The following is a 20,212-nucleotide window of genomic DNA, read 5'->3' as shown; positions in this document are numbered from 1 at the left end:
ACAGCGGCTGTTCGAGACTGGACGAAAATCCATGGCAGGGCTAAAACGGGAGCATAGCCCGGAGAGTTCGATGAAACCGCGCCAAGCCTTTTTTGACTGTCTGCACCGCTCACCACCGGCGTTGTTCGAAGCGGCGTTGTGGATCGCTGCCGAACATGATCGCGACGTCGACGTCCCGACCTTGCTGAAGGATTTCAAGGAGCTGCAACAGCGGGTCAGCCATGGCCTGCCGATGCTGCCTGTCAGCGAACTGGGCCAGCCCTTGTTGCGACGGCTCAATGACCTGGGTTTCGCCCAAGACGACTTCACTCCCCTGCGACCACGCGCGGCGTTGCTAGACCAAGTCCTGGCACGCAAGCGCGGGCAGCCCCTGGCCCTCGGCTTGATTGCCCTGGAACTGGCCCGTGGCCTGGAAATTCCGATGGTCGGTGTCAATTTCCCCGGACATTTCCTGTTGAAGGTGCCCGGCGCCGATCACCTGCTCGATCCGTGCGGTGGGCGCCGGTTGTACCCCAATGACTGCCGGGAACTGCTACAGCGCCAATACGGCGCGAACATGCTGCTCAAGGCGGAACACCTGGTCAACGCCGAGCCGATGCAGATGCTGCAGCGCCTGTCGCGCAACCTGCGCCAACTGCATCTGGCGAACGACGATTACATCGCGGCCCTGATCGACGCCGAACGGGTGCTGGAACTGGGCAACGCCAGCGCCGCCGATTACCTGGCCCGCGCCAGCCTGTATCAGCGACTCGATTGCCCCAACGCCGAGCGCTTCGACCTGGAGCATGCCCTGATGCTCAGCGATGATCCGATCCAGCGAATCCGGCTGACGGAGCGGCTGGGGCATTTGCCGCCGAATTCGGTGGTGCATTGACCGGTGGCAGGCATGCAGATTCAGGTTGCTTGTTGAATCGCTATCGCGAGCAAGCTCGCTCCCACCGTTGATCCGAATCAAATGTGGGAGCGAGCTTGCTCGCGATAGCGATGCAACGGCCCACATCAATATCAAGCCGGGGTATCCGGCTGCGTCGCCGGATGCGCCTGCTGGAACGCGGCATGCCCAGCCGCCAATGCCGCCACGCGACGGATCCGTGGATACCCCTGCAAGGAAACATTGAACCGCTCGGCCGCGTACAACTGCGGGATCAAGAACACATCCGCCAACCCCGGCAGCGCGCCGAAGCAGTAGCCGTCGTCGCCAATCAACTGCTCCACCGCCGCCAAGCCCTGGCTGATCCAATGCCCGATCCACTCTGTCACCTGCGCTTCATCGTGCCCCCACTGCCGCAGTTGGTTGAGCACGCTGACGTTGTGCAGGGGATGAATGTCGCAACCGATCAACGCGGCGACACCGCGCTCGTGGGCGCGCACCGCCAGGTCGGCGCTGAGCAGCGGCACCTGGGGATAACGCTCCTCCAGGTATTCGATGATGGCCGGCGATTGCACCAGCAACGCGCCCTCATCGGTACGCAGCGCCGGCACCCGGCCCTGGGGGTTGATCGCCAGGTAGGCCGGCTGGCGATGCTCGCCCCCAGGCACAGCGATCAGGTTGACGGGCAAGGCCTGGTAATCCAGGCCCTTGAGCGCCAACGCAATGCGCACCCGATAGGACGAGGTGGAGCGGTAGTAGGTATAGAGTTCCATGCACTCCCCCCTCAACGCGCCGGCAGGATCTTGCCCCGGCACTCGCCGAAACCGATGGAGGCGAAACCCTCGCGGCGGCAACGGGCCCGCAAGATGATTTCGTCACCGTCCTCGAGGAATCGGCGCACTTCGCCAGACGCCAGTTCGATCGGTTTCTTGCCGCCTTCGGTGATTTCCAGCAGGCTGCCGAATTGATGGTTTTCAGGCCCCGACAAGGTGCCCGAGCCAAACAGGTCGCCGGCCTGCAACTGGCAGCCGTTGACGCTGTGGTGCGCGACCATTTGCGCCACGGTCCAGTACATGTACTGGGTGTTGCTCAGCGTCAGGCGCTGGGCCGGCAGGTTCTGCTCGACCATGGCCTCGGTCAGCAACAGCACCTCCAGCTCGATGTCGAAGGCACCGCCGGCCTGATCACGCGTGTCCAGCAGATACGGCAGCGGCTGCGGATCGCCTTGCGGACGCGCCGGTTGCGGGCGGCGGAACGGCTCCAGGGCCTCAGCCGTCACCACCCACGGCGAAATGCTGGTCAGGAAACTCTTCGACAGAAACGGCCCCAGGGGCTGATATTCCCAGGCCTGGATATCCCGGGCCGACCAGTCGTTGAGCAGGCAGAACCCGCCAATGTGCTCGGCGGCATCGCCAATGGGGATCGGTTCGCCCAGCGCATTGCCCTTGCCGATCCAGATGCCCAGCTCCAGCTCATAGTCCAGCCGCGCACACGGGCCGAAGGTCGGCTCGGTCTGGCCGGCCGGCAGGGTCTGGCCCTTGGGACGGCGCACGTCGGTGCCGGACGGGCGAATGGTCGAAGCACGACCGTGGTAACCGATGGGCACGTATTTGTAATTGGGCAGCAATGGATTGTCGGGGCGAAACAGCTTGCCGACATTCTGCGCGTGTTCGATACCCACGTAGAAATCGGTGTAGTCGTTGATCCTGGCCGGTAGGTGCATCTGGCAGTCGGCGGCGAGGAGCAGCAGCTTCGCCCCCAGCGCTTCGACCTTGCCGCGCAACGGACTGTCTTCGCGCAACAGTTCCAGCAGTCGTTCACGCAGGGCAACCCGGGCGCTGCGGCCCAGGTCGAAAAACCCATTCAACTGGCCGCCGGCCATGGCTTCGACGGCTTGTTGCGCCGCGCCATCAAACAAGCCCGCTTGCAGCGCCACCTGCAGATCGAAAATCCGCTCGCCAATCGCCACGCCGCAGCGCAAGGCACCGCCATCGACGCTGAAGACACCCAATGGCAGGTTCTGCAACGGGAAGTCGGCGTGGCCGTTGGCACTGGCGACCCAGCTACGGTCAGGGGAACTTTGAGTCATGGTTATCTCCGGGTCGGGTCGAACGTGACAGGCAGCGAGGCCCAACAAGCATCGTAGTCGGTTTGCAGTTGCGGACAGTCCAGGGCGAAACGGCTTGGGCGCAAGACCTGGCTGGTCTCGAACATGAAGGCCATGGTGTTGTCGATTTTCGCCGGCTGAAGATCAGCGTTGATCGCCTTGGTGCAGGTCTCGCCGTCCGGGCCATGGGCGCTCATGCAACTGTGCAAGGACGTACCGCCCGGCAGGAAACCTTCGGCCTTGGCATCGTAGGCGCCCTGGATCAGGCCCATGAATTCGTTCATCAGGTTGCGGTGGAACCACGGCGGACGGAAGGTGTTTTCCGCCACCATCCAGCGGGGCGGGAAAATCACGAAGTCGAGATTGGCCAAGCCGTGGACACTGGTGGGCGAGGTCAGCACGGTGAAAATCGACGGATCCGGGTGATCGAAGCTGACCGTGCCAATCGTGTTGAAACGGCGCAGGTCATATTTGTACGGCACGTTGTTGCCGTGCCAGGCCACCACGTCAAGAGGCGAATGATCCAGCTCGCAACCCCACAACTCACCGAGGAATTTCTGCACCAGGGTGGTCGGTTGCGCGAGGTTCTCGTAATGGGCGACCGGCGTCAGGAAGTCCCGCGGGTTCGCCAGGCCGTTGCTGCCGATGGGCCCCAGGTCCGGCAGGCGCAGCGGCGCGCCATGGTTTTCGGCGAGGTAACCACGGGCCTGCGGGTCGAGCAGTTCAACGCGAAATTTCAGGCCCCGGGGCAGCACGGCGATTTCCAGCGGCGCCAGTTCCAGTACGCCCAGTTCGGTGGCGATCCGCAGCCGTCCCAGTTGCGGCACGATCAACCACTCACCGTCGGCATTGAAAAACACTCGCTCCATGGAGCGGTTGGCCCGGTAGTGATAAAGGCTGACGCCGGCCGGTTTGTCCGCGCCGGCATTGGCCGCCATGCACACCAGCCCGTCGATGAAATCGGTGGGCTCGGCGGGAATGTCCAGCGGGTTCCAGCGCAGGCGATTGGGCGTGACCTCACCCAGCGGGCCACCCGCCAATTGCCGTTCGAGCCTGGTGAAGGCCGGGTGATTGGCCGACGGCCGGATGCGATACATCCAGGTACGCCGCGCTTCGCTGCGGGCCATGGTGAACGCCGTGCCAGAGAACAACTCGGCGTAGAGACCGTACGGAGCTTTCTGCGGGGAGTTCTGGCCGACGGGCAAGGCGCCGGGCAAGGCTTCGCTTGCAAATTCGTTGCCCAAGCCTGACTGGTAAGCCAGGTCCGACGTTGTGGAATCGAGGTTCATGGAGCCTCCTGGGACTGCGGCCCGTCACTCAACGGAGTGGTTGAGGCGCACCGGGTTATTTTTATCGTAATTCAATTACGCATAACGTAATTTGCTCGACGGCGACCGTCAAGCTATAAAGACGCCCATTCGCCTCTGGACCCTGCGCCTCCATGGAAACCCCGCTCAGCAACGGTAAACAGAAAGTCCGCTCGGCCGAAGTCGGCACCGACATTCTCAAGGCCCTGGCCGAACTCTCCCCCTCCACGTCCCTGTCGCGCCTGGCCGAGCACGTGCAGATGCCGGCGAGCAAGGTCCATCGCTACTTGCAGGCCTTGATCGCCAGCGGATTCGCCGAGCAGAACGCCGCCACCAACCACTACGGCCTGGGCCGCGAAGCCCTGCGCGTGGGCCTGGCCGCGTTGAACGGCATGGACGTGCTGCAAGTGGCCGCCCTGCCCCTGGCCGAGTTGCGCGATGACTTGAACGAAACCTGCTTCCTGGCGGTGTGGGGCAACCATGGCGCGACCGTGGTGCGTATCGAACCCGCCGTGCGGGCCGTGACCGTGGTGACGCAACTGGGCTCGGTGTTGCCGCTGCTCAGCTCGTCCACGGGGCTGGTGTTCAGCGCTTATCTGCCAGCCCGCGAGACGATCGGCCTGCGCGAGCAGGAAGTGCGAGACACCGAGCACCACGCCCTGGCCGATGATCGCGCCTATGCCACCCTGTGCGAGCAGATTCGCCGCCGTGGCCTGCACCATGTGCATGGCTTGCTGATGCCGGGCGTGGACGCCTTGTCCGCTCCGGTCTTCAATGCGGTCGGCGAGGTCAAGGCAGTGATGACCGTCGTCGGCCCGACCTCGCTGTTCCACGCCGACGAAAACGGCCCGGCGGCGCAACGACTGTTGGCGGCGACCCGGGCCGTGAGTTGGCGGATGGGGTATGAGGCGGGTCCAGGATCAGCCCAGGAAATCCGGGACAATCCTGATCACTAGATCATTGAGATGCGGGGTGATCAGTTGCGGATGGAGATGGCGCTCTTCGCCGCTGAAGCCGACGGTATAAATGCCTTGGTGGCTGCCCTTCGAATGGAAGGGAATCACATCGTTCTTGAAATGGCCCAGTAGATACTCAACCAGCCTTTCGGAAGACAACACCATGCGCCTGCCGAGGCCATGGTCAATAAAACTGGTCACGTACACGCCCTCCGGATAGATGTTGGGCGCATGAACTTTCAAAGCACCCTGCACATCCTCGGCGGTCAATGGCCTGAGGGGGCGCGGGGATAAATCGATTGCAGGTTTTTCCGTCAAACTTGCAACGATGTCTGTGACGATTTTTTCAAAAGCGATCAAGTCCAGCGTCTTTAGCCGGTCTTCGGCGGCAAAGGAATAACGCCTGCTGAACACATTACTGATTCCTTGCGTATAGGTTGGCAGACTTTGCTTTTCAACCCAGGCCAGCGTTTCCTCGAATAACGTTCGAGAAGTTCCCGTTTCGAGCTTGGGGAAGTCCATCAACGTGTTCACATAGGCAGTGAATGGGTTGACGTCCAATGGCTCCAGGTAATGATCCAATAGCACCTGCACGGCAAAATCCACGCGCGTGTTCTTCAGTGCTAGAAGTCTTTCGGAGTGAGAAGAAAACAACGGGGTATTCATAAGACATCCTTGTCATTTCATGGGCTCGAACTTCCTGTTCGAGCCGTTATGGGGTATGCGCCTGATGCAATAACACGGCATCCGGTCAACTGAAGCGGCAACTCAAGACTTGAACTTCAGCCAGGCCGTTATACACAGGCCAGCGCCCGACTGTAAAAAAGGCAAGTGTAAGCGTGCGTGAAGCGTCGAATCATTGCAGCTAACCCATCACCCCCATGCCCTTGGCTTTTGCCACCGCCTGGGTACGTCGTTGCACACCCAACTTGCTGTGGATGCGACGCGCATGGGTTTTCACCGTGTGCAACGAGATGAACAACTGTTCGGCAATCTGTTGGTTTGAATGCCCTTGGGCAATCAGCTCCAGGACCTCCAGCTCGCGATGACTGAGCAACGTCTCCTCGGCGGTGACGGGCGACTCGGTCTGTTCTGCCGATTGCCCCCAGCGCAACAGTTCAGGCTGGCGCAAGCCCAGTTCGCACAACGCTTGCTGGGCCCGCCAGCACGTGACGCGCTTGAGCCCCTCTTGCAGCAGTGAGCGGGCCTGGGCACGATCGCCGGACAACCAGACGACCTCCGTCAGCACCAGGTGCAGTTCGGTTTCCAGGCTGTGCATTTCACCGTGCTGCGCCAGGGCGATCATGGCCTGCAGGCGCGCCTGTGGCGCCTGCGCCCGCTGCAAGTAGACTTCGGCCAGCACCAGCAGGTATTCAAGTCGCGCAATAAGCTCCAGGGTCGCGGGAGGCGCGTGCTTGGCCTGGGGTCCGCGAAAATGCCGCAAGACGCGGGTCAAGGCTTCATGGGCCAGTTCCGCCCGCCCCTGTTGCAACCAGAACTGGCAGCTGGTTTGCAACAACACGCCACGGTAGACGGTGTCGGGGATGTGGCGCTGCTGCATGACCCGCTCGGCATCGCGCAGGTGCATGAAGGCCTCGCCGTAGTCGCCCTGGTTGGCAGCCAGGCAGGCCTTGCCGAGAAAGCCATAAAGCACCTGTTTGTCCTGGCTGTGCAGGCCCGTTTCCAAGCCCGTTTGAAAGTGCTCGGCGGCCCGCTCCTCAAACCCCATGCGCAACGCCAAGCGCCCGCGCCGCAAGGCAATCCGTCCCAACAACGCAGAAAAGTCCTGGCCCGGTTTATCCAGCAGTGCCTGGACGGCGGCCAGCAAATGATCGGCCCGATGCGGCGCGCCGCGTTGCTCCAGGACCTGGGCGTGGTCCAGTTCCAGCAATCCTTCAAAGACCAGCGAACCCTGCGCACGCGCCAGGCATAACGCCTGGCGGTTGATCCATTGCGCCGAGGCCAGTTCGCCAGCAAGCAGCGCCTGCTGCGTCAGCCCACCCAGGCACAGCACCCGTTGGGACCAGGCCTCGGGGTCCAGGCTGGCCTGGGCCTGGAGGAAATGTTCGCGCGCCGGTTCGCCATCGCCCGAGAGGTGCAGCAACCAGCCGCGCAAGACCAGCCACCTGGCCAGCACCTGTCGCTGCCGACAGGCCGAAGGCTGCGGCAGGAACCTGGCCAGTTGCTCGATGCATGTCGACGCCTCATCGAAGCGTCCGGCGAACAACAGCGCAGCGGTGACCAGCCCCACCGACTGCGGCGTATCAAGGGTCAACGCTTCGCCTTGTTGATCGTGCAAGCTCAGCAACAACACCACGTTACGGCGCTGCAAGACGTGCTCGAAATTCAAATGCTGCAAGAAACTGACCGCGGTCTCGAACTCCTCGGCCAACATGGCTTGCTCGAACGCCATTTGCCAGTCCTGCTCGGCGGCAAACCACTGGCAGGCCCGTCGATGCCAGGAGCGACCCTGGGACCAGGGCTCTTCACGCACCAACCGGGCCAGGGCCGGGAAGATTTGCAACCAATCCGAGGTCTGCTCCCACGGCTCGATGAAACACCCCAGCTCCAACAACAACGGCAGGCATTGGGCGCCCACCGTGTCGCCGAACAAGTGCTCGCACAGCCGGGCATTGAACCGCGGCAGATGCGCCAGCACGCGCCAGGCCTGTGCCAGGTCCGGGGTCAACGTGCTGAACAGTTCGTACTCCAGGTAGTCGAGCAAGGTCCCCGGCCGCCCCGGTGTCGCATGACTGCGCGCCCATTCGCAGCGCTCGAGCAGGGTGATGCGCACCCCGGCACACCAGCCACCATTGCGCTGAATCACCTCGCAAGCCGTGCGGGCAGCCTGGGGGCCGGGCAGATGACGAAGCAGTGGCTGGATATCATCAGGGGTGAAGAACAACGCCTGCGGGTCAAACTCGTGCAGTTCGTCATCGAGCAACAGTCGCGGCCAGTTGCAGTGGGGGCGGCGGCGGCCATTCAACCACAGGTGCAATGCCGGGCTGCTGGTGTTCAACAAACGGTCGAGCAGTTGATCCAGCTCGGGGTTCGGCACCCGGCAATAGTCGTCCAGGAATAACCAGGTGGGTGTTTGCAAACGCGCCAGGTGGGCCAACAAACCCGCTTCATCCAGCACCGGCAGCCCGAGGGTCTGCGCCAAGTGCTCGCACATTTTCGCCGCACTCAACGCCGCGCCCCCCAAAGGCAACCAATGCAGCCGACAGTCGCTGGGCGCTTGCAGGAAGCACTCGGCGAACAACGCACTCTTGCCGCTGCCCGCCGGCGCGCAGAGCAGTTTTACCCGCGCCTCGGAAGCCAGCAGCGGCTCGCTCAGGGACCGCCGTGGCAGATGTGTCGAGGACAGGCGAGGCAGCAATCCTGGACGGTCCGGACACGGAGTCATGGCGGTCATGTGGGTGATCCTGTTTATTGTTATCTCACCACCCTAGCCCTGTGTCGCCGACCTTTGGAGAAGTATTCAGCGCGCTGATTGTCGCCCATAAAAAAACGACCGGCAGGTTTGCTGCCGGTCGTCATGTCGGGTTCAAATCAGACTCGGCCCCGTGGCGAGGGAGCTTGCTCCCGCTGGGTTGCGCAGCAGCCCCAAAACGGTCCACTCAATGCACCTGATACATCGAGCCGTCTGGTTTCAGGGCCGCTGCGCGCCCCAGCGGGAGCAAGCTCCCTCGCCACAGATGCGGTGTCCGTCCGAAGGGTTATCGAACCCCGGTCGAGCGCAGCGCCGCCGGCGTGTAGTCGGCTGCCCGGGCTTCGAAGCCGTACTCGTAGCTGTGTTTCTCTTCGTTCTTCATCCCCAGCGCGATGTAGCGGCCGGCGATGATGTCGTAGAGCGCCTCCAGGGTGTAGCCCGGGTTCTGATGGTCGTAGTAGAACTGGGCATGACCTTCGGCTACCCGCCACAGTTGGCCGCGGCCGTCGTAGTGGTCCACCAGCGCGGCCTGCCAGCTGTCTTCGTCGAAGTACATGTGGCGTTTGGCGTAGATGTGCCGCTCGCTGGGCTTGACCGTCCCGACCACTTCCCAGACCCGGTGCAGTTCATAGCGGGTCAGGTCCTGGTTGATATGACCGGCCTTGATCACGTCATCGTACTTGAGACTGGGCGAATCGAGCTTATAGCTGTTGTACGGGATGTACATTTCCTTCTTGCCGATCAGCTTCCAGTCGTAGCGGTCCGGCGCGCCGGAAAACAGGTCGAAGTTGTCGGAGGTGCGCAACCCGTCGGCGGCGGTGCCCGGGCCATCGTAGGCCACTTGCGGGGCACGACGCACACGGCGTTGGCCGGCGTTGTAGATCCAGGCCAGGCGAGGTTCCTTCACTTGGTCGAGGGTTTCATGCACCAGCAGCACGTTACCGGCCAGGCGTGCCGGGGCGGTGACCTCCTGCTTGAAATAGGTCAGTACGTTACTGGCCTTTTCCGGGTCGGCATCCTTGATCAGGAACGGCACGGCGATTTCTTCTTCGAAGCGGATCGGCGTGAAGCTGCCATTGGTCTGTGGCGTGGCCTGGGTAATGATGCGTCGCAGGTTGCCGCCGTGATAACGGGTGATGTGGTTCCATATGACTTCCACGCCGTTCTTGGGGATCGGGAAGGCGTAGTAACGGTTGCCGGTGAAGTTGGACAAGCCGTTACCGTCGTTGATGGACGCCACGTTGAGGGCGCTGCGCTTGGCCGACTCGTAGATTTCCGGTGGCAGGGAAACGCTGCGATGGGTCGGATAGACCGGGATCTTGTAGGTCTCCGGGTAGCGCTTGAACATCGCCACCTGCCCTTCGGAGAGTTTGTCCTTGTACTTGTCCACGGTCGCGGCGGTGATGGTGAACAGCGGTTTTTCATTGGCGAACGGGTCGGCCAAAAAGCCCTTGCTGTCCACGGCCCCGGCGTTTTTCGCGATACCACCGGTCCAGGCCGGGATCGAGCCATCGGCATTGCCGGCTTTTTCCGCGCCCAACGGCGTGAGGCTGGTGCCCAGTTTGTTCGCTTCCTCCGGCGAAACCGCCGCCATCACGTTCGCCGCCAGCAGGCTCAAGGCCAGGGCACCGCATTGCAGGATCATCTTGCGCATTGGGTTTTCCTTGTCAGCCAGATCAGAAGTTCACGCCGAAGCTCAGCGCGAGGAAATCGCGGTCTTCGAGAACGTTGTAATCGCCGCCAAAAAAGTCGGTGTAGCTCAAGCTGGCGGTGTAGGTGTTGCGGTAATCGGCATCGACACCAACGCTGATGGCCTTGGCGCCTTCATTGAACAAACCGTTGGGGCCATAGCCGGCCACGTCGTGGGACCAGGACATGTTGGGCTTGAAGTTCACTCCGCCGATCACGTTGGAGTAGTCGAGAATCGCCCGGGCGCGGTAGCCCCAGGACGTCGAGGTGACGAAACCATCGGTGTCGCCCTGGAAGCCGTATTGGCCATAGACCGAGTCACGGCCATAACGCAGCTTGTCCTTGGACTCCAGGCCACCGACATGCACCACCGCCGCTTCGCCAACCAGCGTCAGGCGATCAGCCCCCAGCACCTGATCGAAGAAGTGCGTCAGGGTGCTCTGGACCTGGGTCACTTCCTTGCGCCGGTAACCAGTATTGTCGGCACCCGGTGCGGTCGCGATGGGCGATGCCGCGCCACCGGCAATCGGGTTGACCAGGGCCAGGGTCAGGTCGTTGGTATTGACCTGCACCGGCGCGTTGGGACGGTAGCTGATTTCCCCGGTCCAGGCGGTGCCGGTGGGCAACGTCGTGGAGAAACTGGCGCCGTACAGACGGATGTCTTCCGGGTATTCAAGGTAGTACCCACCACGGCCCAGCATCACGCTTTGCGCCAGACCCGCACCGCTGCCAGGGGCCAGGCCGTTGGCGATCGCGACCATTCCCGGCAACGCCGCCAGCGTCGAACGCCCTGCCGTGGTGGTCCCGACGGTAGGCGTACGGCTGTGGTAATTCATGAAGTACAGGCCGTACTCGGTGTCATCGCCGAGCCAGCGCAACGCCGTGCCCCACTGGCCGGAGTCGCGGGCGTCGCGGTCGCCGCCACGGGGAATGATCACCCCTTCCCTGGACACCTGGATCTCCTGGCCGAATGCCCGGGTCAAGGGCACGAACGGCGCAATCGCCGGACTGCCCACGGTGTAGCCACTGGTGCAACCATCGGCCACCACGTCGTTGCCGAAGAACGTGCCGCAGTTATCCACCACGGTCTGATCCCACTCCAACTGGTAGAAACCTTCGATGGTGAGCTTGTCGGTCAGGCCCTGGGAGGCGAACAGCATGTTCACCGGGATCAGGCCTTCCTTGATCTCCGCACCGGGGCGACGGAACGCGGACACGTCCACCGGGTTGATGCTGTTGATGGAGTTGCCGATGAAGGTGCTTTCCCCCCAACTGACCACCTGCTTGCCGGCGCGCACGGTGCCTGGCAAATCGGCGATGGAGTAGTTGTGATAGACGAAGGCATCGAGAATCTGTGCCCCCGAAGACTTGGCGCCTTCCTTGCGATTGCTGTCGCTGATGTCCTTGAACTCGCGGCCCTCATCCTTGAGCTCGAAGTCGTACCAGTACTTGCCACGCACGAACACACCGGTGTCGCCGTACTTGAGCTCGAGGTCGTGCAGGCCCTTGAAGATTTTGGAAAAGGTTTCGCCTTTCTTGAAATTCAGCCGTCCGTCATCACCGGTGGAGGATTGGCCCCGCCCGCCGTTGACCGTGCCGACCAGGTCTTTGTCGGCATCGCGCATGCCCCAGCTCGCGCCCACGGACAGCGACGAATCGAACTGACCCTCGATCTCGCCAATGTTGAATGAAACGGCCTGCGCCTGGGCACAGCAACCCAAGGCCACCGCGACGGCCAGCGCCTGCGGTTTGAAGATGGCGCGCATTGTTATTGTTGTCATGCGTCTTCCCCGGTGAGTGACAGAGGCTTCACCCTACTGCCGCACGCCATGGGCGATAAGCGCACCAAGGAGGTATTCGCGCTGTACCTCAAAAGGATTACAGCCCCTGCGGGACGGGCGTTTGCGCGCCCCATGGACGGACTGGATGATGGGCCATCAGCGCCACGCATATTCCTGCCCCGCCTGCGACTGTTACGCGCCCTGCAACGGTGCATGTCCGGATCCGGGCTGTTTCCCGTCGGCCTCGATCCCTATGCTGGTCGGGCTTGCAGGGCAACGGGCCTGCAAGCGCAAGTCGCCACGGCATCCTTCCCGCCTGGCGCACCGTCATTCGGATGGATTGGCGCATCGGTCCATCATCCCGTGTTCATCGACGTTGGTTTGTAGCTCCTTTGCAACGTCACGCTTAGGCCGCTGCTTTTAGCAGCGGCCTTTTTTATGTGCGGGTATTTTCGAGTTAGAACTTCTTGTTTCCTACGTTGCTGTAGGAAATCCCCGCCGCGCGCTTTGCCTGGAGGTTGAGCCGTGTGGGATAGGTCTGTGCCCTATCGAGACCACCGCGAACCTGGCGGCCCGGGTGAACAGAGTATTGTCCATGAGCACGCTTGCCGCGCCTGGCGGCAAGCGGCACGGGCGGTGAGGTTTAGATAGCGTGGCGTTGCAGATTCGCCATCATTTCTTTCAAGGCTTCCAGGTTGTCGTTCGGGTGTACCGCATCCTCGAAGTCGCAGATCTGCTGCCAATGGGCGGCGACGTCTTCGGGCGAAAAGCCTTTGCGCGGGTCGAAGCCCGCACCCAGGCTGCGCTCCCAGCGCACCTTGCCCATCCAGCCGCCGCCCACTTCGAACAAGCCTGAGGTTTCCTGGCAGGTCTCACTGGCCAGGTACACCACCAGCGGGCTGACGAGTTCGGGCTTGAGTTGTTCGAACACCTGCGGCGGGATCAGGCCTTCGGTCATGCGGGTGCCGCCAGTGGGGGCGATGGCATTGACCAGGATGTTGTTCTTGCGGCCTTCGATGGCCAGGGTGCGGGTCAGGCCATAAAGGCCGAGCTTGGCCATGCCGTAGTTGGATTGGCCGAAGTTGCCGTAGATGCCCGAGGTGGACGCGGTGAAGATCACCCGCCCGTAGTTTTGCTCACGCAGGTGCGGCCATGCGGCCCGGGTCACCTTGTAGGCACCCTCGACGTGGACGCGGTAGACCAGGTCCCAATCGGCGTCTTCCATTTTATGGAACGTCTTGTCCCGCAGGATCCCGGCATTGTTGACCACCACGTCGACGCGACCGAACGCATCGAGCGCGTTTTGTACCAGCTTGTCGCCATCGGTGACCGAGTCGTGGTTGGCCTCGGCGATGCCGCCTGCCTCGCGGATTTCGGCGACCACCCGATCCGCTGCCGAGGCATTGGCCCCTTCCCCTTGCGCCGAGCCGCCAAGATCGTTGACCAGCACTTTCGCGCCTTGTCTGGCGAACAGCAACGCATGGGCGCGCCCCAGGCCACCGCCGGCTCCCGTGACGATCACGACTTTATCTTCGAAGCGCACAGACTCACTCATGGCAGAACTCCAGCAGGCGGATAGGACAATGACCACGAGTGTCCGGCACCTGTCGGCCGGTCACAATCAACACGATTGCCAGTGAATGGTGGCCGATAAGGCGGGGGGATGATGCAGGCCCAAGCGACGGCAGCGCATTCGATTTTCCTGCTGGCCGGGGGACCGCTATCGCGAGCAAGCTCGCTCCCACAAGGGATTTTGTTGTTCACAAATTCCGTATTTACAATCGACCCACTGTGGGAGCGAGCTTGCTCGCGATAGCGGTCTTTCAGTCAGAAGAGATGTCGTCAGGTACAGGCCATTTGTCTGTGCGGCGCGGCGACGGTTTCGCGAAACGCCAGGTAATGCTTGAGCACCTGCACCGGTGCCTCGGTGTGCGGGTAATGACCGATGTCGGGCAGCAACACCGTGTCCGGGTTTGGGATCAGGGCCTCGTAGCGCGCCACCATGTGTTCACCGGAAATCGGATCGACCGCGCCGTCGATCACCCGCAACGGCACTTCGCCGCGCTGCATCGCCAGCACCCAGCGATCACGCTGCACACGACGTTCGGGAATGTAGCCGATGAGTTTGTGCATGATTCGCGGACCGTGATGAGCCTCCACCAGGCTCCAGAAGTCATCCAGCTCGCTTTCGGTAGGGCCGCTCCTGGGGCCGAAGATCTGCCGAAAGCTGCTGGCCAGGCTTTCCCGGGAGAACATCCGCCCCAACAGCCAGCCCAGGGGGCTCAACAAGAGTTTCTGGGCCCATACCGGGCGGTGGGTTTCAGGGAACAGGCCGCCATTGAGAAAGACACAACTGTCAAGGTGGATGCGTGCTTCGTAATGCCGAGCGAGCAGTTCCTGGGCCACGCTGTCACCGTAATCGTGGGCCAGCACATGCACCACACCCTTCACATTCAGGTGCGCCAGCAAGGCCTGCTGCAGATCGGCCTGCTCCAGCAGGCTGTAGACGTGATCCATCGGTTTGGCGGAATCGCCGAAACCGAGCATGTCGCACGCGATCACCCGGTAGCGTTGCGCCAAGGGTTGCCACAGGTAATGCCAATCCCAACTGGCGGTGGGAAAACCATGGATCAACAACAGCGGCTCGCCCTGGCCCGCCACCCAATAACGGATGGCGTGGCCACGGAACAGGAAAGTCTGGCTGCGCTGGCGCCAGATACGCAGGGGGATCTGGGCCAGGGGCATCAGCTTCTATACCCGGTGTCTTGTTGATCGAGCTTGCGCAGCAACGCCGGCCAGGCCAATGCGCCGCCCATGCCTTGGGCGCTTTTGGTCACCCCGGCGATCATCGCCCGGGCGCCGGCCAGAATCTGCGGCTCGATGACAATCAATTCGGCCCCGCCGTTCTGGGCCAGGACCTGGATGTCACAGGCTCGTTGAAAGGTGAACATCATCAGGAAGGTATCGGCGATGGTGCCGCCGCATGTCAGCAAGCCATGGTTGTGCAGCATCAGGAAATTGCTTTCGCCAAGGTCAGCCTGCAGGCGCGCCTTTTCTTCGTGATTCAAGGCCACCCCTTCGTAAGCGTGATAGGCCAGGCTCGACAGCACGAACAGTGCTTGCTGGCTGATCGGCAACACGCCTTGCTTCTGCGCCGACACCGCGACACCGGCGGCGGTGTGGGTGTGCAACACACAAGCCACATCATGGCGCACCTCATGCACCGCGCTGTGGATGGTGTAGCCGGCCGGATTGATCTCGTAGGGGCTGTCCATCAACTTGTTACCGGCCTGGTCAACCTTGACCAGGCTCGAGGCGGTGACTTCATGGAACATCAACCCGAACGGGTTGATCAAAAAATCCTCGGTGCCGGGGACCTTCGCGGAAATATGGGTGAAGATCAGGTCATCCCAGCCATGCAGCGCGACAAGCCGATAACAGGCGGCAAGGTCCACCCGGGTTTGCCATTCGGCCGCACTGACCTGTTCCTTGATACTGAGTGTCGTTTGGACGGGCGCTACGCTCACGGCTCTGACCTCTGATTTCTTGTTATAGGAGTCTTGTCATCAAAACGTCGTACGCAAGAAAACTCAGTCTAGTCAGGTCTTTCAGAGGCGGTAGTTGCATTGGCAGCCAGCTTACTGGCCAAACGAGTCAGCGCATCCGCTTCAAGGCCGCAACGTGTCGATCAACTCAGCCAGCCACGGCTCGGCGTCAGTTTCCGGTGTGACGCTTTCGCTGGCATCCAGACGCAGCATCGGCAGCAGTTCGCGAACGCCCAGTTCGGCGAACAGTTCGCACATCTGCTCGCCGCCGGCGCAAAAGGTATCCCCGTAGCTGGCGTCGCCCAGGCCAATCACTGCGCCAGGCAAGCCGCGAAAAAAACCTGGCAATTGATCGCGGATGGTCGAATACAACGGCATCAGACTGTCTGGCAGCTCGCCCATGCCGGTCGTAGAAGTCACCGCCAGCAAGGCTTCTGGCGCGAATGCCTGGACATCCGCCAGGGTCGCACGAGGGTCGTGCCAGGCGTCGAAGCCCGCGTCGCGAAGCAGTTTGGCGGCGTGCCGGGCGACTTCTTCGGCGGTGCCATACACTGAGCCGGAAAGAATGGCGACTTTCATCAATCTGATCCTGATCCTGAAAAAAGAGCCGGGATAGTAACAGTTGCACCCACAAGGCTGCGAATGGCTCTCAACGGCAGTAATGGCCAGTAGACAGCCTTTCGATTTCTTCTAGAATGCTGATTCAACACGGATGTTCAAAAGGGCTCTTTCCAATGATCAACGCTCAATTGATGCAATTGGTCATCAATGCTTCCAACGACGGGATTGTCATCGCCGAAAAAGAAGGCGAAGACAATATCCTGATCTACGTAAACCCGGCTTTCGAACGCTTGACCGGCTATCACCGCGACGAAATCCTTTACCAGGATTGCCGGTTCCTGCAGTCGGGTGATCGGGACCAACCGTCCCTGGAGTCGATTCGCAAGGCCTTGCGAGAGGGCGGTGCCTGCCGAGAGGTGCTGCGCAACTACCGCAAGGACGGCACGCCGTTCTGGAATGAGCTGTCATTGTCCACGGTAAAAAACCAGGCTGACGGGTATACCTATTTTGTCGGTGTGCAAAAAGACGTCACGACCCAGGTCAAGGCTCAACAACGCGTCGCCCAGCTGGAAAAGGAGCTGGCCGAAGCCCGGGAAACGATTGCCCGGCTTGAAGCGACGAACGGTGCAAACAAAACCACGAATTAATGGTCAGTCACTACAATCACCAGTGAAAACGTAAATTATCATTTCGAGCCGACCATGCAGCGCGATGCCCTCCTGACGCAGGATGAACTGGATTTCATCCGGACGATGCAACATAACCCGCAGTTGAACGAGCGGGATGTCACGTCGAGCTTGCTGGTCAACGGTGGGTCGCAGATCCGTGATTTGTTGACGCGCCTGGCGGCGAATGAGCAGGTCACCCTGCAAGCCAATTTCGAAAACCAGCAAATGACGTTTCCATTGCACCTGGTGGAAGACGAATTCCATGCGATGCACCTGCGCCTGGGTGTGCCGAGCATCTACGAAGACGGACCGAAGATACGCCCGTGGCGCCTGACGCTCGACGAGCCGGTGGCGCTGGAAAATATCAAGGGCCAGCCGGGACCGCTCTGGGTCCACGAAGTGTCCTGCAAGGGTGTATTGCTGGAAAACCGCAGCCGGACCAAGCCACCGAAGCAGTTTGCCTTGTGGTTCAGCCCCTCAGGCTACGAAAGAATTTCGTTGCGTGGCGGCTTCGAACGGGAAACCGATCGAGGTTTGCTGGCCTATCACCTGAACCAGAATGACCAGGACGAGACCGAGCGCCTGCGCCAGTACATCCTGCAGCAACATCGCCTGACCCATCCCTCCATGCATCTCTAGGTGTCGAGGTTGCCTGCCAGAAATTGACGCAGGCGCTGGCGCATCACTGTTCCTTCGTTACCCAGGCAACCGATCGACGAGCCAGTCAGGCTTTCCTGCGCCAGGTCGGATGCTTCACCGGCCAGCATCAACGGACAATCCAGGCTCATCGCCAATTTGCCCAGGCGCTTGGACAAGTCAGGGACCGGCGCATGATTGGAAACCAGCACCAAGGCCAGCGGCTGGATCTTCTGGCACACCAAGGTCAGTTCGTTGAAGGGCAGGCCGATCGACAGCGCCCTGACGCCCACGTCCGCGCTGGACAGGAACAGTGCCGTGACCAGCAATTCCAGCTCACGGCACTGGCCGGCCAGGGCACAGACCAGGACCCGCGGCGACTGACCTTCGCGCTTGAACAAAAGCCGCTGGATGATGCGCGAACGCAGGAACCCGTCGAAAAACACCCATTCACTGATTTGCCCGAACTCTGGCTGGCGATATAGCATTTGTCGCCAAAGCGGCATCAGGATGTCCTGGAATACGACCGGCACGGTGTAGGTGGAAAAGACCTGCCCGTAGACGCGATCCAGCTCCACATCGTCAAAGTTGCCAACCGCATCCGCCACCTGTTGCTGCCACCGGGCGTGATCCGCCTTGACCAGGTCGGATGAAAGCAGCGTGGAGACCGGTTGCACTGCCTCGGTCTTGGCCAGGATCTTGCCCACTTTACTGACGGCTACGCCGCGCTCGATCCACGCCAGGATGCTGCGCACCTTTTCGATATCGCTCAACGAGTACAGGCGATGCCCGCTTTCGGTGCGAGTAGGCTGAATCAAACCGTAGCGCCGCTCCCATGCCCGTAGGGTCACGGGGTTCACGCCGGTCATGCGCGCGACTTCGCGAATGGGGAACAGGTCTTCCCTTTTCAAGGCTGATGCCTGGAAAATAAAGCTATCCTCTGTGATTTCGCTCATTTTAGCGGACAATTCCGGCTGAAAAATTGGATCCTATATTCTCCTCCAAGCCACGTCATGACAAGGACAACGTATTCAGGTGTGCGGTTTTGTTGTTTTACCCGCCATCGGGAATAATCCTTGCCTGTTTTTTGGCGACCAGACGCATCCCACCACCCCGGGGGCGTCTCCCGCAAACCTCCTATCCGGAGCGTTGCGCCTGTCTTACGGAGATACATAATGTCGACCTCCCCCGTCACTTTGATGGTGGCCCGCCGCGTCGCCAATGGACGCTATCAGGATCTGATTGCCTGGTTGCGCGAAGGCGAACAATTGGCCACCGATTTCCCTGGTTACCTGGGGTCCGGCGTGCTCGCGCCACCGCCCCAGGACGATGAATTCCAGATCATTTTCCGTTTTGCCGACGAACAGACACTGCACGCCTGGGAACACTCCGCCTCGCGCACGGCCTGGCTGGGACGCGGCAGCGATCTGTTTGCCCATCCCTCCGAACATCGGGTGCGTGGCATCGATGGCTGGTTCGGCTCGGTCGGCCAGCGTCCGCCACGTTGGAAACAGGCCGTGGCCATCTGGCTGGCGTTCTTTCCCGTGTCGCTGTTGTTCAATTTCCTGCTGGGACCGCTGCTGGGCGAACTGGGCCTGTTGAGCCGCGTGCTCATCAGCACCGCCATCCTGACACCGTTGATGGTCTACCTGTTTATCCCGATGTCGACCCATCTGCTGGCGAACTGGCTCAACGGCGCGCCGCAACGGGCGTTGCCGGCTACGCGCAATCATTGATGCCACCGGTCTCGACAGTCATCCTGTGGGAGCGAGTTTGCTCGCGATAGCGGTGTGACAGTCACTGAGGATACTGAAGGTCAGGCCGTCATCGCGAGCAAGTTCGCTCCCACAGTGGGCAACTGGTCGCGACCGGATTGACCTTTGTACATAGGATGCGCCCCGCGTCGCTGTTATAGTTTTGCTCTTGCCGTGAACCGAGCCGTCCCATGTCCAGCACCACCGCTCCGATCCTGATCACTGGTGCAGCCCAGCGCGTCGGCCTGCATTGCGCCCGGCGCTTGCTGGAGGACGGGCACCCGGTGATCGCGACCTATCGCACCGAACGCCCCGGCGTGCAAACGTTGCGGGACCTGGGGGCGGTGGTGCTGTTCGCCGACTTCTCCAGCGAAACGGGGATCCTGGCCTTTATCGAACAACTCAAGCAACACACCGACCGGCTGCGGGCCATCGTGCATAACGCCTCGGCCTGGCTGGCCGAAGGCCCGGGCAGCGAAGCGGCGGCCTTCAACGCCATGTTCGGCGTGCACATGCTTGCGCCTTACCTGATCAACCTGCATTGCGCCGATTTGCTGCTGCGTTCAACGCCGGCGGATATCGTGCACATCAGCGATGACGTGACCCGCAAGGGCAGCGCCCGACATATCGCCTATTGCGCCACCAAGGCCGGCCTGGAAAGCCTGACCCTGTCGTTCGCGGCCAAGTTCGCCCCGGCGATCAAGGTCAACGGCATCGCCCCGGCCCTGCTACTGTTCAACCCCGAAGACGACGCGGCTTACCGCGCCAAGGCCCTGGCCAAATCCGCACTGGGTATAGAACCCGGCAGCGAAGTGATCTACCAGAGCCTGCGTTATCTGCTGGACAACTCTTATGTCACCGGCACGACCCTGACCGTCAACGGCGGGCGGCACGTCAAATAGCC

Annotated in this window: 18 protein-coding genes; 6 read left to right on the top strand and 12 right to left on the bottom strand. The window is 61.5% G+C overall.

All coding sequences use genetic code 11. From position 1 onward, the window contains the following. Positions 1 to 70 precede the first annotated feature (70 nt). The gene (locus tag J4E63_RS02395) at positions 71 to 874 is read left to right on the top strand and encodes a SirB1 family protein (protein WP_207280978.1); all 804 of its coding nucleotides are present in this window, start codon (positions 71 to 73) and stop codon (positions 872 to 874) included. Positions 875 to 1,005: 131 nt separating this feature from the next. Here the strand turns inward: J4E63_RS02395 and maiA are convergent, their stop codons facing one another. From maiA to hmgA, 3 genes are read right to left on the bottom strand one after another with little or no spacing between them, the layout of a single operon-like run. Next, complete coding sequence (gene maiA / locus J4E63_RS02390) at positions 1,006 to 1,644, bottom strand: maleylacetoacetate isomerase (RefSeq protein ID WP_207280976.1); 639 nt, start codon at positions 1,642 to 1,644, stop codon at positions 1,006 to 1,008. Between the two features lie 11 nt (positions 1,645 to 1,655). Then, entirely contained in the window at positions 1,656 to 2,960 is a 1,305-nt protein-coding gene (gene fahA, locus J4E63_RS02385) for a fumarylacetoacetase (protein ID WP_207280974.1), read from the bottom strand. A gap of 2 nt (positions 2,961 to 2,962) precedes the next feature. Then, a complete protein-coding gene (hmgA, locus tag J4E63_RS02380; protein WP_207280972.1) occupies positions 2,963 to 4,267 on the bottom strand; it encodes a homogentisate 1,2-dioxygenase in 1,305 nt (434 codons plus the stop codon). Positions 4,268 to 4,419: 152 nt separating this feature from the next. Here hmgA and J4E63_RS02375 point away from each other — a divergent pair, with 152 nt between their 5' ends. Further along, complete coding sequence (locus tag J4E63_RS02375; protein ID WP_207280971.1) at positions 4,420 to 5,241, top strand: IclR family transcriptional regulator; 822 nt, start codon at positions 4,420 to 4,422, stop codon at positions 5,239 to 5,241. On the opposite strand, the gene J4E63_RS02370 is transcribed toward J4E63_RS02375, so the two are convergent. The 8 genes from J4E63_RS02370 to J4E63_RS02335 form a co-directional block, all read right to left on the bottom strand. Further along, the gene (locus J4E63_RS02370) at positions 5,206 to 5,907 is read right to left on the bottom strand and encodes a hypothetical protein (RefSeq protein ID WP_207280970.1); all 702 of its coding nucleotides are present in this window, start codon (positions 5,905 to 5,907) and stop codon (positions 5,206 to 5,208) included. The genes J4E63_RS02375 and J4E63_RS02370 overlap by 36 nt on opposite strands. Positions 5,908 to 6,106: 199 nt before the next feature. Beyond that, positions 6,107 to 8,656, bottom strand: coding sequence for a LuxR C-terminal-related transcriptional regulator (locus J4E63_RS02365; RefSeq protein WP_207280969.1), 2,550 nt, complete (start codon positions 8,654 to 8,656; stop codon positions 6,107 to 6,109). Positions 8,657 to 8,960: 304 nt separating this feature from the next. Further along, entirely contained in the window at positions 8,961 to 10,328 is a 1,368-nt protein-coding gene (locus tag J4E63_RS02360; protein WP_207280968.1) for a DUF1329 domain-containing protein, read from the bottom strand. Positions 10,329 to 10,350: 22 nt separating this feature from the next. Continuing rightward, positions 10,351 to 12,144, bottom strand: coding sequence for a DUF1302 domain-containing protein (locus tag J4E63_RS02355; protein WP_207280967.1), 1,794 nt, complete (start codon positions 12,142 to 12,144; stop codon positions 10,351 to 10,353). A 643-nt stretch (positions 12,145 to 12,787) separates the two neighbouring features. After that, positions 12,788 to 13,699 carry an SDR family oxidoreductase gene (locus tag J4E63_RS02350; protein ID WP_207280966.1) on the bottom strand — a complete coding sequence of 304 codons (912 nt, stop codon included), beginning with the start codon at positions 13,697 to 13,699 and terminating at the stop codon, positions 12,788 to 12,790. A 287-nt stretch (positions 13,700 to 13,986) separates the two neighbouring features. Then, complete coding sequence (locus J4E63_RS02345) at positions 13,987 to 14,889, bottom strand: alpha/beta fold hydrolase (protein WP_207280965.1); 903 nt, start codon at positions 14,887 to 14,889, stop codon at positions 13,987 to 13,989. Further along, entirely contained in the window at positions 14,889 to 15,671 is a 783-nt protein-coding gene (locus J4E63_RS02340) for a class II aldolase/adducin family protein (protein WP_207280964.1), read from the bottom strand. The genes J4E63_RS02345 and J4E63_RS02340 overlap by 1 nt, the downstream gene beginning before the upstream one ends. Before the next feature lie 141 nt (positions 15,672 to 15,812). Beyond that, positions 15,813 to 16,268 carry a flavodoxin gene (locus J4E63_RS02335; RefSeq protein ID WP_072409423.1) on the bottom strand — a complete coding sequence of 152 codons (456 nt, stop codon included), beginning with the start codon at positions 16,266 to 16,268 and terminating at the stop codon, positions 15,813 to 15,815. Positions 16,269 to 16,423: 155 nt separating this feature from the next. Here J4E63_RS02335 and J4E63_RS02330 point away from each other — a divergent pair, with 155 nt between their 5' ends. Next, positions 16,424 to 16,897 carry a PAS domain-containing protein gene (locus J4E63_RS02330; RefSeq protein WP_207280963.1) on the top strand — a complete coding sequence of 158 codons (474 nt, stop codon included), beginning with the start codon at positions 16,424 to 16,426 and terminating at the stop codon, positions 16,895 to 16,897. 54 nt (positions 16,898 to 16,951) lie between these two features. Further along, complete coding sequence (locus J4E63_RS02325; protein ID WP_072409419.1) at positions 16,952 to 17,557, top strand: hypothetical protein; 606 nt, start codon at positions 16,952 to 16,954, stop codon at positions 17,555 to 17,557. On the opposite strand, the gene J4E63_RS02320 is transcribed toward J4E63_RS02325, so the two are convergent. Continuing rightward, positions 17,554 to 18,510, bottom strand: a complete 957-nt coding sequence (locus J4E63_RS02320) for a MerR family transcriptional regulator (protein WP_207280961.1) — start codon at positions 18,508 to 18,510, stop codon at positions 17,554 to 17,556. The two genes, J4E63_RS02325 and J4E63_RS02320, sit on opposite strands and share 4 nt — an antisense overlap. Before the next feature lie 219 nt (positions 18,511 to 18,729). Here J4E63_RS02320 and J4E63_RS02315 point away from each other — a divergent pair, with 219 nt between their 5' ends. Further along, the gene (locus J4E63_RS02315; protein WP_207280959.1) at positions 18,730 to 19,290 is read left to right on the top strand and encodes an antibiotic biosynthesis monooxygenase; all 561 of its coding nucleotides are present in this window, start codon (positions 18,730 to 18,732) and stop codon (positions 19,288 to 19,290) included. Between the two features lie 209 nt (positions 19,291 to 19,499). Further along, a complete protein-coding gene (folM, locus tag J4E63_RS02310) occupies positions 19,500 to 20,210 on the top strand; it encodes a dihydromonapterin reductase (RefSeq protein WP_207280957.1) in 711 nt (236 codons plus the stop codon). The last annotated feature ends 2 nt before the right edge of the window (positions 20,211 to 20,212 follow it).

Origin of the sequence: Pseudomonas sp. FW300-N2F2 (assembly GCF_017351655.1) — a bacterium.
Taxonomy (GTDB): Bacteria; Pseudomonadota; Gammaproteobacteria; order Pseudomonadales; family Pseudomonadaceae; genus Aquipseudomonas; species Aquipseudomonas fluorescens_AA.
The sequence above is the reverse complement of the archived record's forward strand: the minus strand, read 5'-3'. Positions and strand labels throughout refer to the sequence as shown.

Excerpts from the sequence above, each read along its gene's own strand:
- J4E63_RS02395 (WP_207280978.1), top strand. The coding sequence starts at position 71 with ATGAAACCGCGCCAAGCCTTTTTTGACTGTCTGCACCGCTCACCACCG.
- maiA (WP_207280976.1), bottom strand. The coding sequence starts at position 1,644 with ATGGAACTCTATACCTACTACCGCTCCACCTCGTCCTATCGGGTGCGC.
- fahA (WP_207280974.1), bottom strand. The coding sequence starts at position 2,960 with ATGACTCAAAGTTCCCCTGACCGTAGCTGGGTCGCCAGTGCCAACGGC.
- hmgA (WP_207280972.1), bottom strand. The coding sequence starts at position 4,267 with ATGAACCTCGATTCCACAACGTCGGACCTGGCTTACCAGTCAGGCTTG.
- J4E63_RS02375 (WP_207280971.1), top strand. The coding sequence starts at position 4,420 with ATGGAAACCCCGCTCAGCAACGGTAAACAGAAAGTCCGCTCGGCCGAA.
- J4E63_RS02370 (WP_207280970.1), bottom strand. The coding sequence starts at position 5,907 with ATGAATACCCCGTTGTTTTCTTCTCACTCCGAAAGACTTCTAGCACTG.
- J4E63_RS02365 (WP_207280969.1), bottom strand. The coding sequence starts at position 8,656 with ATGACCGCCATGACTCCGTGTCCGGACCGTCCAGGATTGCTGCCTCGC.
- J4E63_RS02360 (WP_207280968.1), bottom strand. The coding sequence starts at position 10,328 with ATGCGCAAGATGATCCTGCAATGCGGTGCCCTGGCCTTGAGCCTGCTG.
- J4E63_RS02355 (WP_207280967.1), bottom strand. The coding sequence starts at position 12,144 with ATGACAACAATAACAATGCGCGCCATCTTCAAACCGCAGGCGCTGGCC.
- J4E63_RS02350 (WP_207280966.1), bottom strand. The coding sequence starts at position 13,699 with ATGAGTGAGTCTGTGCGCTTCGAAGATAAAGTCGTGATCGTCACGGGA.
- J4E63_RS02345 (WP_207280965.1), bottom strand. The coding sequence starts at position 14,889 with ATGCCCCTGGCCCAGATCCCCCTGCGTATCTGGCGCCAGCGCAGCCAG.
- J4E63_RS02335 (WP_072409423.1), bottom strand. The coding sequence starts at position 16,268 with ATGAAAGTCGCCATTCTTTCCGGCTCAGTGTATGGCACCGCCGAAGAA.
- J4E63_RS02330 (WP_207280963.1), top strand. The coding sequence starts at position 16,424 with ATGATCAACGCTCAATTGATGCAATTGGTCATCAATGCTTCCAACGAC.
- J4E63_RS02325 (WP_072409419.1), top strand. The coding sequence starts at position 16,952 with ATGCAGCGCGATGCCCTCCTGACGCAGGATGAACTGGATTTCATCCGG.
- J4E63_RS02320 (WP_207280961.1), bottom strand. The coding sequence starts at position 18,510 with ATGAGCGAAATCACAGAGGATAGCTTTATTTTCCAGGCATCAGCCTTG.
- J4E63_RS02315 (WP_207280959.1), top strand. The coding sequence starts at position 18,730 with ATGTCGACCTCCCCCGTCACTTTGATGGTGGCCCGCCGCGTCGCCAAT.
- folM (WP_207280957.1), top strand. The coding sequence starts at position 19,500 with ATGTCCAGCACCACCGCTCCGATCCTGATCACTGGTGCAGCCCAGCGC.